The following is a 14,209-nucleotide window of genomic DNA, read 5'->3' as shown; positions in this document are numbered from 1 at the left end:
CCGCGTTCAGACATGGCAAGCGACGCCCAGCAGGCGTGTTTCGAGGCCGGGATCAAGTTCGGCTCGCTGTACCACCAGTTCGCCGGCACGCCCGTCAGCCCGTCGAGCGCGCGGAGCCTGGAGGCCGCGATGGCCGAGTCGATCGAGAACCAGCCGCACTGCGAGTCGGTCGACGTGACGATCCGCGACGACCGCGTGGCCGACGCCATCGACCACGAGAACGGCTACACCGAACTCACCGGCTCCCTGATGGACGTCGAGATGCGGATCGAGTACGAGGGGGTCACCGTCCGCACCCGGATGGAGATGGAGAACGGCTACCCGCTGATGAAACTGGTCGAGGTGATCGACGACGGCGAGTCGCGGTCCGCCGACCCGGCGCAGTCCGGCGACGGCGACCCGAACGCTTAGTACCGCGACCCGCCTACGGCGAGCAGAACCGCCGATTTCACGGTTTCAGAGACGCACATGGTCGACAGACGCCACGACGGTTCGACGGACCGCACCGGTTTCGACGAGACGAAGAACTACCTCTCGAACGCCCTCGGCCGCGTCGTGCCGCGCGCCGTGGCCCGCCGGGCGGTCGAGGTGACCGTCAGCACCGACGCCCCCGAGTACGCGCCCGACGAGCCGGTCGCGATCACCGTCGCCATCCGGAACCGCCTCCCGGTCCCGGTCGAGGTCCCCACGGCCACCCGCCGCTCGTGGGGCTGGGCGGTCGACGGCGTCACGGAGGCCACCGACGAGCGGCTGTACGTGCGCGAGGAGGAGTCCGCGCTGTCGCTCCGGGCCGGCGAGACGAAGCGCGCGACGGCCACGTGGAACGGTCGCTTCCGCCGCACCGACGGCGACGGCCTCGACCGCTCGGTCCGCGCCGAGCGCGGCACCCACACGATAACCGCGTTCGTCCCGGTCCCCGACGCCGACGAGCGTCACGAGGCCACCACGGAAATTCGGATCCGGTAGCTGAAAATCCGATCCGCCGCCGCCTCCTCGACGTATTAGAGAAAACCGACCGCCGTCAGTCGTCCGCTTCCGGTCTGCCGGCCCGCGCCGCGTCGTCGAACGCGCCCTCGTCTACGGCCGCGGCGACCGCCTCGTCGCGCCGCAGGTGACACGCCGCGTAGTGGCGGTCGTCGCCGAGCTCCGACCCCACCTCGTAGGCGGGGTTCGCGGTCGCGCAGACGCTCTGGTCGGCGAACCGCTCGACGAGGAGCTGTTCGGCGTCCTCGAACTCGTCGCGCTCGATGTGCCCGAGCGCCTCGTCGAGCAGCGTGCCCGCGTCGCCGCCCGGGGTCGCGTCGTCGAAGTACCGGTCGCGGAGCGCGTCCGGGTCGGTCTCCTCGAACGCCCGGCGCTCGACCGCCCGCTGGAACTCCACGACGTTCCGCCACGCCTCGTCGGCCATGTCGTACTCGTCCGGCTGGATCACGCTCGGACACCGCGTCCGGAACCGACAGCCGGAGGGCGGGTCGATCGGCGAGGGAACGTCCCCGGACAAGAGCGCCTTCCGCCCGCCGCTCCGCGGGTCGGGAACCGGGATCGCGTCGAGTAGCGCCCGCGTGTACGGGTGTTTCGGGTTCTCGAACAGCTCCTCTTTGTCCGCCAGCTCGACGATTTCGCCGAGGTACATCACCGCGACGCGGTCCGAGATGTGCCGGATGACGCTCAGGTCGTGCGCGATGAACAGGTACGTCAGGTCGAACTCGTCTTGGAGCTCCTCCATCGTGTTGAGCACCTGCGCCTGGATGGAGACGTCGAGGGCGCTCACCGGCTCGTCGCAGACGATGAAGTCGGGGTTCACCGACAGCGCGCGGGCGAGGTTCACGCGCTGGCGCTGCCCGCCGGAGAACGCGTGGGGGTACCGGTTGTAGTGTTGCGGGTCGAGCCCCACCTTCTCCAGCAGTTCCTTCGCGCGCGCCTCGCGGCCCTCCTCGTCGAGCATGCCGTGCGCCTTCATCGGCTCCTCGACGATCGGTCCGACCTTCATCCGGGGGTCGAGCGAGGACTGCGGGTCCTGGAAGATCATCTGCATGTCCTTCCGCATCCGCCGCAGCGGCTCGCCGGACATCGACGCGAGATCCTGCCCCTGGAAGTAGACGCTCCCGCTCGTCGGTTCGAGCAGGCGGAGGACGGTGCGCGCCAGCGTCGACTTCCCGCAGCCGGACTCGCCGACGAGCCCGAGCGTCTCCCCCTCCTTGATGTCGAAGCTCACGCCGTCGACCGCCCGGACGTCCGAGGTGGACCGGCTGACGAACGGGAACTCGTCGTCGAGCTCGACGCCGGCGAGGAGTCCGCTCTCGTTGTCGAAGTGCTTGCACAGGTCGCGGACCTGAAGGAGGGCCTCGGGGTCCGACTCGGGCGGCCCGACCTCGCTCATTCCGCCTCACCCCCGGTCTCGGTGAGGCCGGCGGAGAAGCCGCCCCCGGCCCGCGTGTCGATCGGCGGGCTCTCGTCGTAGCCTACGTCGAACGCGTCGTGTTTCACGCAGGCGGCCGCGTGGCGCGGCTCGCCCTCCTCGCTCAGGTCCCGCGGCTCGGGGTGGACCTCGCGGCACACCTCCCGGGCCTCGGGACACCGGGAGTGGAACCGGCAGCCGGCGGGCGGATCGATCGCCTCCGGCATCACCCCCTCGATCGGCCTGAGTTCGTCGACCGTCCGGTCGGGGCGGGGCATCGAGTCGAGCAGCGCCGACGTGTACGGGTGTTTCGTGTCGTAGAACAGGTCGTCCACCTCCGCCTGCTCGATGATTTCGCCGAGGTACATCACGTTGACTCGGTCGCAGATCTCCGCGACGACGCTCATGTCGTGGGTGACCCAGATGAAGGAGGTGCCGTACTTCTCCTGGAGCTCCGTCACCATCTCCAGGATCTCGCCCTCGACCGTGACGTCGAGCGCGGTCGTCGGCTCGTCGGCGATGATGAGGTCCGGCTGGCAGGCGAGCGCCATCGCGATCAGCACGCGCTGTCGCATCCCGCCGGAGAACTGGTGCGGGTACTCGTCGTACCGCGACTCGGGTGCCGGGATCCCGACCTCCCGGAGCATGTCGATCGCCTCTTCCCTCGCCTCGTCGGGGTCGAGGTCGCGGTTGATCTCGATGAACTCCCGGAGCTGTCCCCCGACGGTGAACACGGGGTTGAGCGACTCCATCGGGTCCTGGAAGATGATCGCGATCTCGCGGCCGCGAATCTGCTTCCGCATCTCGTTTTCGGTGAGCATCTCGTCGCGCGGCCGCAACTCGCCGTCGTCGTCCTCTTCGAGCCCGAAGATCGTCTCGCCTTTGAACTCGATCTCGCCGCCGACGATCTCGCCGGGGCTGTCGACGAGCCGGAGAATACTGGAGGTCGCGACGGACTTCCCGGCACCCGACTCGCCGACGAGTCCGACGATCTCCCCCTCGTGAACGTCGAAGGAGATGCCGTCGACGGCGCGGACCGTTCCGTCCTCGGTGAAGAACTGTGTCTTGAGATCGCGTACGCTGAGTAGTGGTTCGCTCATATCAGTTGTTTATCCGCGGATCGAGGGCGTCCTGTAGGCCGTCGCCGAGAATGTTGAAGCCGATGACGGTGATCAGAATGGCGATGCCGGGGAAGATGCTGAACGTCGGCGCGGGGAGCATGTACCCCCGCGAGGCCGACAGCATCTGTCCCCACGACGGCGTCGGCGGCTGCGCGCCGAAGCCGAGGAACGAGAGGCCGGCCACGATGAGGATGCTCACCCCGACCTGAAGCGTCGCCTGGACCAACACCGGCGCGAAGCTGTTCGGGATGATGTGCCGGAAGATGATGTTGCGGTCCTTCACCCCGGCGGCCCGGGCGGCCTCGACGTAGTCCTCCTCGCGGATGGAGACGACGCGAGACCGGATGAGGCGGTTGAACACGGGGATCGCCGTGATCCCGACGCCGATCATCGCGAACGTGAGGTCCCGCCCGAACGCGGTCATGAACGCGATGACCAAGACGAGGAACGGGATCGCGTAGATGGTCTCGGTGACGCGCTGGAGCACGTCGTCGATCCAGCCGCCGTAGTAGCCGGAGACCGCGCCGATGACGGTGCCGCCGCCGAGGCCGATGGCGGTCGCGAGGAAGCCGACCGTCATCGCGATCCGGGTCCCGTAGATGGTCCGGGAGAGTAGGTCGCGGCCGCGGTGGTCGGTGCCGAGCGGGTGTTCGAGCACGCCCTGCCCGAACTGGTTCTCCATGCCGACCGGCGGGAGCAGCCGCCTGACGTTCTCGGGGTCGGTCTCGGGGTTGTACAGCACCGCCTCCGCGATCGCGTAGTCGAGGACGTAGTAGTCGAACGCGGCGAAGATCGCGACGAAGGTCATGAACCCGACGATGTAGGTGCCGATCCGCGCCGTCGTGTCCTGTCTGACCTGTTTCAGGGTGTACCGGAGCCCGACGCGGGCCTCCACCTCGTCCGGTCCGCCGCTCTCGTCGCCCCCGTCCGGCGTGTCGTCGTCCGAAGTTGCGCTGTTTATCGACATTAGTCTTCACCGTAGGTGACCCGTGGGTCGAGGTAGCTGTACGTGATGTCCGTGACGATCACGCCGACCACGTACACGATACCGAACACCAGCGTCGTCCCCATGATCAGCTCGTAGTCTTGGTTGTTTATCGCCGTGATGATCAGCCGTCCCATCCCCTGTATCTCGAAGACGGTCTCCGTGAGGACGGCCCCGCCGAGCGCGGTCGACAGCCCGAGACCGATGATGGTGATAACCGGGAGCTGCGCGACCTGGAACGCGTGTTTGCGCACGATCGTCGACTCGGGGACCCCGTACGCCCGGGCGAGCTTGACGTACTCGCCCTGAAGCGAGTCGACCATCGACGAGCGCTCGATCCGGGTGATCTGCGCCATCTGGAGCGTCCCGAGCGCGATCATCGGTAAGAAGAGGTGATGCGCCGACTGGCGGAGCACCTCGAACTGCGTCGCCGCCCCCCGCACGTCGGCCGGGTTGGCCCACGGGAGGACGAGTCCGCGCGCGGGGAACCACCCGAGGTAGAACGCGAAGACGATGATCAACACCAGTCCGATCCAGAACGACGGCGTCGAGACGCCGATCAGCGAGACGACCCGGGAGACGTGATCGGCCGGCTCGTTCCGCCGCTTGGCCGAGATGACGCCCAGCGGGATCGCCGTGGCGACCGCGAACGCGAACGCGGACAGCATGAGCAGCAGCGTCACCGGCAGGCGGAGCATGATCATCTCCAAGACCGGCCGGTCGTAGTAGATGCTGAAACCCAGGTTCCCGGTCGCGACGCCGGAGAGGTACGTGAAGTACCGGACGTGTATCGGCCGGTCGAGACCGTACCGGGCGCGGATCGCGTCGACCTGCTCCTGTGCCGGCGTCGGTCCCAGCATGATCTCCACCGGGTCGCCGGGGATCTGGTTTGCCAGGAAGAAGGTTATCGTCACGATACCTATCAGTACGGGTATCGCCTGTGCGAACCGCCGGAGTGTGTACCGAAGTAAACTCACTGTCGTGGATCTCTCGTTGCTTCGATTCGGTCTTTGCTGTCGCTTATCCGTTTCGCTCCCGCCGACGCATCAAACCTCGACCGCTGACGGCCGCCGGACGCGTCGACGACCTCTCGGAGAGCTCGCGTCCGGCCGCGGCCGGCCGCGCTCGCGCCGCGATCCCCGGCGGATCGCGGCGCGGTCTCGTCGCGTTTCCGACGCGGTTCGTTCGCTCGACCCGCTTACCGGGTCACGGTCGCACCGTCCAGCTGGATCTCCGAGGAGATCGGGTGCGAACTGAAGCCCTCCACGGCGTTACGGACGCCGTAGGAGTTGTTCAGGTTGTACGCCGGGATGTGGACGCGGCCTTCGAGCAGCGTCGTCGTCGCCTCGATGTAGAGCCGGCGGCGCTCCTCGCGGTCGGCGGACTCGCGGGCCTGCGTCAGCTTCGCCGAGGCCTCGTCGTAGCCGTGGAACGTCCCGTTGGTCACGCCGTCGACCTCCTGGCTCAGCAGGTTGTACGCGAACGTGTCCGGATCGGGGGCACCGGACCAGCCGAGCGTGTACATGTTGTACTCGTCGGCGCTGTTCGGGCCGTCGTCGCTCTGGTACGCCTCGGTGAACGTCCCCCAGTCGAGCCGCTGGACCTGGACGTTCTCGAAGCCGGCGTTCTGAAGGCCGTCGCCGATGCTGACGCCGATCTGCTCGCGCATGTCGTCCGGCGGGACGATGATCCGCCAGTCGTAGTCCATCGAGACGCCGGCCTCGTCGAACAGCGCCTGCGCCTCCTCGATGTCCTGATCGTGTTCGATGTCGGACCACTCGTCGATCGGGAAGTCCCACTCCTCGGAGATCGACGACGGGTACGGGGCGTACTGCCGCACGCCCGACGGTTCGACGAAGTTCTCGATCGCCTGGTCCATCGAGAAGCAGTAGTCGACCGCCTCGCGGACGAGGGGGTCGCTCGTCGGGCCGTTGGCGCAGTTGAACGCGAGGTAGAAGTAGCCGACGCCCGGCGACTCCGTGACGCTCGCGTTCTCGTTGCCCTCGACCGTCTCGTACAGCTGCGGCGGGATCGTCTCGATGATGTCGACGTTGCCCGTCTCAAGCTCGGTGACGCGGGTCGTCTGCTCCTCGATCGGGTCGAACTCGATGCTGGCGATCTCCGGGAGGTTGTCGCCGTCCCAGTAGTCGTCCCACCGCTCGACGGTCGCGTAGTCCTCGGGCTCCCACTCGACGAGCTGGTACGGACCGGAGCCGACCGGCTCCTGGTTGTACGCCTCGGTGTCCTCCTGCCGGACGGAGGCGTTGACGACGTTGCGCACCATGGCGATCGTGAACGCGCCGTAGGGGTACGAGAGGTCGAACTGCGCGGTGTGCTCGTCGATCGCCTCCGCGCTGTCGACCATGTCGACCTCCGAGGCGTTCTCGGTCTGCTCCTCGACCGGAGCCCGGATCGTGTGGATCACGTCCTCGGCGGTGACCGGGTCGCCGTTCTGGAACTCCGCGTCCTCGCGGATCGGCACGATGTACCGCGTCCCGTCGCGCTCGACGGTGGGCATCTCCGCGGCGATCTTCGGTTCGAGACCGACGCCGTCGCCGTACTCGTAGAGGCCGTCGAAGATCTGCCCCGCGATCTGCGCGGAGGGCACGTCGTTGATGACGACCGGGTCCATGTCGAGCGGACCCTTCACCTGCGAGAAGTACAGGGTCGGACCGCCGCCGCCGTCGCCGCCGTCGCCGCCGTCACCGCCGTCGCCGCCGCCGGTACACCCGGCGAGCAGGAGGGAGGCACCGGCTGCCCCGCCGGCGAGGACCTTCCGTCGCGAAATGCGTTGTGTGTGTTCTCGACGCATACAGCCGAACTCTTGTTTCTATCTAATAAGTATTTTGGGACGCCCTGTCCGAACGGTCATCTCTCCCCGCAGTGGTGTCTTTTTGTACGTCCCGACGCCCTCGAATACCGTTCGAATCGGCAGAAAGCCTGACAGGATCGTCGGTCGACCGCCGCTTGCGGACGAAACGGGATGCCGCGTTCGGTCCGAGACGGGAGTTCGCGTCCAGTTCGGAGTCAGCGACCGTCTGCCGGTTCCTCTCCGCTTCCCCCGATGCCCGTCACGGTCCCGACCCCCTTGCTCGACCCCTCTCGGAAGACGAACCGCTGCCCCTCCTCGATCAGGTACGGGCGGAACTTGAACCGGACGCGCGTCCGGCCCGTGTCGCCGGGAAGCAGTCGCCCCTCCTCCGGGAAGAACGCGGCCGCCTCCGACAGCGTTTCGAGGTGAACGACCGGCTCGTACCCCTCCCGGATCCGGGTCGGATGGTTCAACACCATCACCTCGGCGTCGAACTCTCGGACCGGTTCCGGCTCGCTCTCCCGCGGGACGAGCGCCATGCCGCGCTCGATCTCCTCCTCGTCGACGCCCTTCAGCGCGATGCCGACGATCCGGCCCGCGGTCGCCCTGTCGACCCGGTGGTAGTGCATCTCGATCGACCGCACCTCCACCTCGCGGAACGAGCCGTCGGGCATGGGGCCGAGCAGGAGCTCGTCGCCGGTCTCGACGGTGCCGGAGTTCACCGTGCCGGACGCGACCGCACCGACGCCCGTCACCTTGTAGCTGCGGTCGACGTACATCCGGAACGCCTCGCGGTCGGGCGTCGCGCGCTTCGGCAGCCGCTCGAACAGGCGGTCGAGCGTCTCGATCCCGTCCTTCGTCACCGCGCTGGTCCGCAGCAGGGGGACGACCCCGTCGCCGACCTCCGCGACCGCGGTGTCGACCCCGTGGCGGTCGACGAGCAGGGGCGTCTGTCCGGCGTCGCGGAGCATCGACTCGACCTCCCGTTCGACCTCGGCCAGCCGGTCGTCGCTCACGGCGTCCGCCTTCGTGACCGCGACGATGGTCGGCAGCTCGGTCGCGAGCAGGATCCCGAGGTGCTCCCGGGTCGTCTTCGTCGGGCCGTCGTCGGCGGCCACGACGAGGAGCCCGTAGTCGAGCTTCTGGCCGACCAGCCCGCGGATCGTCGTCCGCAGCCACGGCTCGTGCCCGACCGTGTCGACGAACGAGACGAGCCGGTCCGCGGCCTCGACGATCCCCGCGCGGTCCGCCTTCCGGTGGGGGTTGTCCATCCGGACCGGCTCGTCGGTCTCGTCGTCGAACCCGTACACCGCGTACGAGAGGTCGGCCGAGAGGCCGCGCTCGACCTCGTGGGGCTGGACGTCGAGGAAGCCGCGCGTGCCGCCCTGCCCGTCGTCGGCGCGTCCGGTGACGAGCGTCCCCACGAGCGTCGACTTCCCGTGGTCGACGTGGCCCGCCGTGCCGACCACGAGGTGGTCCTCGTCCGCCTCGAACACGCCGCCGTCGCGGAGGGTGGCGAGCCCGACCAGCCCCGCCTCGTCGGCGTCGCCACCCTCGCCGGCGCTCCACGTCTCGACGTCGGCGATGTGGGCGTCCGCCTCGTCGGCCAGAAGCGAGAGCACGTCCATCGTCTCCGAGAAGGCGTCGGGGGAGACCCCCGCCAGCCCACCGTCGTCGGTGACGCCGAGGACGTAGGTCGCCTCGCCGTCGCCGGAGAGCACGCGGTGGCGGAGCTGTGCCACGAGCGACTCCATGCGCCCGTCGGCCAGGTGGACCTCGCGCGTCAGCCGCTCCTTGAACTCGATGGCCCCACCGTCCCGCTCGCCGCGCTCGATGGCCCGCCGAAGGGCGGACCGGTCAGCGCTCATGTGCGCACGTAGGCGACAGCCGGGCTTAACGGTTTTCGTGGTACGTGACCCCACGCCTCGTGATCGCTACCGAGCGCTCCGGAGCCGCGCCGGAGCCGCCGCAGTCGCACCGGCCCGCGCTCGCGGCCGCCCGGTTCGGCGGGTTATTTAACCGACCGCCGCGGCGAACGTCGGTATGGACACCTCGGTCCCCAGCGTCGCCGAACGCCGCGTCCACGTCGTCCCGCTCGGCTACGAGCGCGACCGGATCGTCGAACCCCTCCGCCGCCACGGTGCCGACGTCGCGTACCTGTTCGTCGACGCGCCCGACCGCGACGGGGCCCGCGGTGACGTCGACTTCGACGCGGCGACCGCCGCCGACCCGGCGGACGCCCGCGTCGACCCGGACGGACTCACCGGCTACCAGCGCGACGCGTGGACGGCGGTCGCCGAGTTCGCCGAGGTGCGACCGGTCCCGGTCGCGCTCGCGGACGTGTACGACGTGCTCGGCGTGACGACGACGGTCGCCGCCCGCCACGACGCCGGCGCGGCGGACGGCGACCGCCTCTTCGGCAACGTCTCGACCGGCCCGCGGATCGCCGCGGTCGGCGTCGCCCTGGCCTGTATGATCGTCGGCGCGCGCCCGTACAGCGTCGAGCCCGAGCGCCACAGCCACGACCCCCGCGAGGAGCCGCTCACCGAGGGCGTCGAGCGCACCGTCGACCTCCCCATCTACCCGATGGACGCGCCCACGACCGATCAGGTCGCCGTCCTCGGCCGGCTCCACGACCGCGCCGAGGGGAGCCTGAGCACGGACAAGTGGAACCTGATCGAGTGGGCGCGCGAGCGCGGGCTGTCATTCCTCCGCGAGGCGGGCGAGAGCCGGACGGCGAAGTACCGCGCGCTGGAGACGCACGTGCTCTCGCCGCTCCGCGAGCGCGGCTACGTCGAACTGGAGGACGTCGGCCGCTCCGACACCGTCCGGCTCACCGAGACCGGCCGCCGCGTCTTCTTCGCGTTCAAGCACAAGCTCGACGAGCGGTAGCGCGGCCGGCGGTCTGGATCGGGAGCGGCGGACGGAACCCGGACCGCCGGACGAACCGAAGCCGACGAACTGTGCCCGGTCGACACGCACGCCGCGACCCGTCCGACCCGACACGATTGTTCGGTCCGTCCGTACTATCGACGGCTAACGTAGAATTATCCCCCGCACGTGGATCTAAATGCGTGACGCCCGCCGGGCGGGCGGGGCACCCTCCCTGCCCTCCATTCCCCCTCCCGCCCGCCGTCGCGGTCCCCGCTGACGCCGCCACGCCCGCCCGCCGGTCCGTCACGAATCGACGGCTCCCCCCGTCGTTTTTCACGTTTCTTCCAGCGATCCACACGCTTAGCATCCCGCGGCCGAACCCACGTGACGATGGACGTCGTCGAGAGGTACCAGTCGGCGCTCGTCTTGACCGCTATCACCGTTGGGCTCGCCTTCGGGCAGGTCGACGGCGTCGCTCCCGTCGCGGACCGCCTCATCGTCCCGTTCCTGATGGGGATGCTGTTCGCCGCGTTCGTCGGCGTCCCCCTCTCCCGACTGCGCGAGGCGTTCAGCAACCGCCGGGTCGTCGGGTCGAGCCTGCTGGTCAACTTCGTCTGGAGTCCGCTCCTCGCCGTGGGGCTCGGTGCCGTCTTCCTCCGCGACCAGCCCGCGCTCTGGGTCGGCCTGATCATGCTCCTCGTGACGCCGTGTACCGACTGGTACCTCGTGTTCACCGACGTCGCCGGCGGGGACGTGCCGCTGGCGACATCCGTACTGCCGTACAACCTCGTCCTCCAACTGGTGTTGCTGCCGGTGTACCTCTACGCGTTCGCGGGGACGCTGGTGGACCTGCCGCTCGCGTTGCTGGCCGAGAGCGTCCTCCTCGTGTTGGTCGTCCCGCTCCTCCTCGGGGCCGCCGCCCGCCGCTGGATCACTCGGAGAAAGAGTGCGACGTGGCTCAGAGAGCGGTTCCTGCCGCGGATGAGTCCGATCCAGATCGGCTTCCTCGCGCTCGCAATTGGGGCGATGTTCGCGTCGCAGGGGGGCGTGATCGTCGAGAACCCGCGCCTGCTGGCGCTGATGGCGATCCCGGTCGTGCTGTTCTACGCGATCAACCTCGCGGTCGGGTTCCTCGCGGGTCGCCTGCTCGACTTCTCGTACGGCGAGCTGGTCTGTTTCAACAACACGATCCTCTCGCGGAACTCGCCCACCGCCCTCGCCATCGCGGTCGTCGCGTTCCCGAACGAGCCGCTGATCCCGCTCGCGCTCGTGATCGGTCCACTGCTCGAACTCCCGCTGTTGGGCGTCGTCTCGCAGGTTCACCTCGCGGTCAGGGAGCTGTGGTCGGGTCCGGTCAAAAGCTCGTAACGCACCCCCCGCGCCGTGTCGCTCGGTTCACCTTCCGCGCCGACTCACTCCTCGGTGAGGTCGACGTACGTCCGGCGAACGGTGACGGGCGTCACGCCGGCGACGTCGGCGGCCTCCTGCTGGGTGTACTCCGCGTCCAGTTCGCGCGCGGCGGTGTAGAGGCAGGCGGCCGCGACGCCGACCGGGTTGCGCCCGTTCGCGATCCCCTCCTCGACGGCGCGGTCGGCCAGTTCGCCGGCGCGGCGCTCGACGGCGGGGTCGCAGCCGAGGTCGCTGGCGAACCGGGGGAGGTACTCGCTCGGACCGGCCGGCGCGATCGGCAGGCCGAGTTCGCGGTTCATCGCGTCGAAGGCGGCCTGATGCTCGTCCTCGGTCGCTTTCGCCTCGTCGCAGACCTCGCCGACGGTCCGGGCCACGTCGGCGGTCCGGCAGGCGACGTAGACGCAGGCGGCCGCGAACCCCTCCAGCGAGCGCCCCCGGAGCAGGCTCTCCTCCTGTGCGGAGTCGAACAGCGAACAGGCCGTGTCGCGGACGCTGTCCGGCAGCTCCAAGACGCCGGTGAGCCGGCGGATCTCGGTGTAGGCGTACACCTTGTTGCGGTCGCGCTTCGTCGAGATCTGCGCGCGGTTGTGCTGGGTCCGCATCCGGGCGAGCCGCCGCCGCTTGCGACCCTTCACCTTCGTCGACCGACCGATCTCCGTCGAGAGCCCGCGGTCGTGCCGCGAGCGGGTCAGGGGTGCGCCGGTCCGTTTCGGGTTCGTGTCGTCGTCGTCGAACGACCGCCACTCCGGCCCGTGGTCGATGCGGTCGGCCTCGACGACGAGTCCGCAGTCGCCGCAGACCCGCTCCGCTCCCTCGACGCGCGTGCGGCCGCCGCACTCCGGACACGCCTCGCGGTCGCCGGTCTCGTCGGTCGACGCGGTCTCGTCGCGCTCGCTGGCGACGCCGCGGGCGGTCTCCTCGCCGGTCGCGGTGCGGTCCGTCGTCGCGGCGCGGTCCGCGGTCGCGGCGTCGTCGGCTTCGGCGCGGGGCGTCCGGGTTCGGGTCGAGCGTGCCTCACTCATCACACGTCGAACTCCGGCCCGATCCCTTACTTAAACCCGGGCGGATCGGCGGTGGATCGCCCCGATCGCGGCGCTCGAACCGACCGGTTATCGGTCGGTGGTTCGGCGACGCACCCCGCCGCAGTACGGTGGTTTTAACCGTCCGTGTCGGCCATCGAATCGCATGACGCTGTCGGAGATCGCGGACGGGGTCGAAGTGACCTCGCGCCAGCGCGACCGCGGGGTCGCCGTCGCCGACGACACGGAGACGCCGCTCGCCGACCGCCTGTCGGACCACGCCGAGTCGCTCCCGTGTACGCCCGAGGCGACCGCCACGCTCGTCGACGCCTACACCGCCGGCCGGAGCGTCGGCGACGCGGCCCGCGAGGCGGGGGTCTCCCCGATGACGGCCGCGAAGGCCCTCCACCGGTGCGGCGTCGCGGGCGTCTGCCCCCTCTCCCCGACCGGGCGCGACGTCGTCCGCGACTGGCTCGCGGGCCGGACCGCGCGCAGCGAGGCCGTCGAACTCACCGGCGGCGACGAGGCGGACTTCGCGCTGGCGACGTACGTCGAGACGCACGACCCCGTCGACGCCGTCGCGGAGGCGGTCGACGCGCAGGTCGCCGGCTCGGCACCGCTCGGGGACGGACTCGGCGACGGCGGGCCCCTCGGCGACGCGCTCGGCTCCACCGACGGGCTCCGCTGACACCTCCTTTCCGTCTCACTCCAGTTCTCAGGACCTGATCCGGTCTATCAGTCCCTTCTCCGGGAACTCAACGTCGAGCGACGCGTCGAACGCGGTCTCGTAAGCGGTCGCGATCGCACGCGCGTACGCGTCGTCTCCTGCCGCCGCGGTCGGCGCAGCCCTCACCTCGGGGTCGGTCGCCGGCACGCGGACGACGCCCGAACCGGTCCGCTCTTCGTCGCCGGTGCCTCCGTCGCCGTCGGCCCCGCCCGCGCCGGGCCGCTCGACCGCGAGCGTCGCGTCGAGGCTCCCGCCGACGTCGGCGATCCGACCGCGGAGCCGCTGCGTCGCGTCGCCGCCGTGCGCCGTCGCCGGCCTGACCGCCGCCGCGCGGTCGGCGCTCGTCGCGGCCGCGACCGCCTCGTTCGACCCCGCGGGCGCGGCGTCGACGACCACCGCGTCGTACGTCGTCGCCGCCTCGTCGATCCGCTGTTCCAGCTTCCGTGCGGCCTCGGCGGTCTTCGCCCGCGCGACGCGCTCGAACGGTGCCCGCGCCGGCACCGCGTCGACGCGTCCCGGGAGGGTCGGCGCGTTGCCCTCTTCGCGACCGTCCCGCCGAGAGCCGTCGCCCGTCCCGGCGACCGGGTACGCGGCCGCCGACAGCGGCGCGTCCGGGTCGTCGGTGAGGAGTGCTGTGAGGTCCGGATCGATCCGGCCGGCCACGTACTCGGAGAGGCCCTGGGTCGTGAACGCGGCGTCGACGACCGCGACGTCGTCGCCGTCGCGAGCGCCCATCGCTGCCAGCTCGACCGCGGTCCGCGTCGTCCCCGCGCCGCCGGTCGCCCCGACCAACGCGAGCGTCGTCGCCTGCATGTTCCGGCGTCGCCGGAGCCGGTCCTTAAAAATCGCGAAGCGGGGCGACG

Annotated in this window: 13 protein-coding genes; 5 read left to right on the top strand and 8 right to left on the bottom strand. The window is 70.0% G+C overall.

Features of this window, described 5'->3' with window-relative positions:
- Positions 1-12: 12 nt before the first annotated feature.
- Both NAF06_RS05285 and NAF06_RS05280 read left to right on the top strand, forming a co-directional pair.
- Positions 13-411, top strand: a complete 399-nt coding sequence (locus NAF06_RS05285; RefSeq protein WP_008582873.1) for a dihydroneopterin aldolase family protein — start codon at positions 13-15, stop codon at positions 409-411.
- Positions 412-468: 57 nt separating this feature from the next.
- Complete coding sequence (locus NAF06_RS05280) at positions 469-966, top strand: DUF7974 family protein (protein ID WP_008582871.1); 498 nt, start codon at positions 469-471, stop codon at positions 964-966.
- A 55-nt stretch (positions 967-1,021) separates the two neighbouring features.
- Here NAF06_RS05280 and NAF06_RS05275 read toward each other — a convergent pair whose 3' ends face one another.
- The 6 genes from NAF06_RS05275 to NAF06_RS05250 all read right to left on the bottom strand — a co-directional run bounded on the left by NAF06_RS05275 (position 1,022) and on the right by NAF06_RS05250 (position 9,184).
- Complete coding sequence (locus NAF06_RS05275; RefSeq protein ID WP_008582869.1) at positions 1,022-2,380, bottom strand: ABC transporter ATP-binding protein; 1,359 nt, start codon at positions 2,378-2,380, stop codon at positions 1,022-1,024.
- Entirely contained in the window at positions 2,377-3,498 is a 1,122-nt protein-coding gene (locus NAF06_RS05270) for an ABC transporter ATP-binding protein (protein WP_008582867.1), read from the bottom strand. The genes NAF06_RS05275 and NAF06_RS05270 overlap by 4 nt, the downstream gene beginning before the upstream one ends.
- Position 3,499: 1 nt before the next feature.
- A complete protein-coding gene (locus tag NAF06_RS05265) occupies positions 3,500-4,486 on the bottom strand; it encodes an ABC transporter permease (protein WP_008582865.1) in 987 nt (328 codons plus the stop codon).
- Positions 4,486-5,418: an ABC transporter permease gene (locus NAF06_RS05260; RefSeq protein WP_008582863.1), complete on the bottom strand. Its 933-nt coding sequence runs from the start codon at positions 5,416-5,418 to the stop codon at positions 4,486-4,488. The genes NAF06_RS05265 and NAF06_RS05260 overlap by 1 nt, the downstream gene beginning before the upstream one ends.
- A 284-nt stretch (positions 5,419-5,702) precedes the next feature.
- Positions 5,703-7,316 (bottom strand): ABC transporter substrate-binding protein, encoded by a 1,614-nt coding sequence (locus tag NAF06_RS05255; RefSeq protein WP_008582861.1) that lies wholly within the window; start codon positions 7,314-7,316, stop codon positions 5,703-5,705.
- A gap of 215 nt (positions 7,317-7,531) precedes the next feature.
- Positions 7,532-9,184: a GTPBP1 family GTP-binding protein gene (locus tag NAF06_RS05250; RefSeq protein WP_008582859.1), complete on the bottom strand. Its 1,653-nt coding sequence runs from the start codon at positions 9,182-9,184 to the stop codon at positions 7,532-7,534.
- Positions 9,185-9,359: 175 nt separating this feature from the next.
- On the opposite strand from NAF06_RS05250, the gene NAF06_RS05245 reads away from it, so the two are divergent.
- Together NAF06_RS05245 and NAF06_RS05240 are read left to right on the top strand one after the other, a co-directional pair.
- Positions 9,360-10,208 (top strand): HFX_2341 family transcriptional regulator domain-containing protein, encoded by an 849-nt coding sequence (locus tag NAF06_RS05245; RefSeq protein ID WP_008582847.1) that lies wholly within the window; start codon positions 9,360-9,362, stop codon positions 10,206-10,208.
- 372 nt (positions 10,209-10,580) lie between these two features.
- Positions 10,581-11,558, top strand: a complete 978-nt coding sequence (locus NAF06_RS05240; protein ID WP_008582845.1) for an arsenic resistance protein — start codon at positions 10,581-10,583, stop codon at positions 11,556-11,558.
- 44 nt (positions 11,559-11,602) lie between these two features.
- On the opposite strand, the gene NAF06_RS05235 is transcribed toward NAF06_RS05240, so the two are convergent.
- The gene (locus tag NAF06_RS05235) at positions 11,603-12,622 is read right to left on the bottom strand and encodes a transcription initiation factor IIB (protein ID WP_008582844.1); all 1,020 of its coding nucleotides are present in this window, start codon (positions 12,620-12,622) and stop codon (positions 11,603-11,605) included.
- Positions 12,623-12,785: 163 nt separating this feature from the next.
- On the opposite strand from NAF06_RS05235, the gene NAF06_RS05230 reads away from it, so the two are divergent.
- The gene (locus NAF06_RS05230) at positions 12,786-13,307 is read left to right on the top strand and encodes a DUF7858 family protein (protein ID WP_008582842.1); all 522 of its coding nucleotides are present in this window, start codon (positions 12,786-12,788) and stop codon (positions 13,305-13,307) included.
- A gap of 27 nt (positions 13,308-13,334) precedes the next feature.
- On the opposite strand, the gene NAF06_RS05225 is transcribed toward NAF06_RS05230, so the two are convergent.
- Positions 13,335-14,159: a P-loop NTPase family protein gene (locus NAF06_RS05225; RefSeq protein ID WP_008582839.1), complete on the bottom strand. Its 825-nt coding sequence runs from the start codon at positions 14,157-14,159 to the stop codon at positions 13,335-13,337.
- Positions 14,160-14,209 lie beyond the last annotated feature (50 nt).

Source organism: Halorubrum hochsteinianum (assembly GCF_023702125.1).
Taxonomy (GTDB): Archaea; Halobacteriota; Halobacteria; order Halobacteriales; family Haloferacaceae; genus Halorubrum; species Halorubrum hochsteinianum.
Note: the sequence above shows the minus strand (reverse complement) of the source record. Positions and strands in the feature narration are given on the sequence as shown.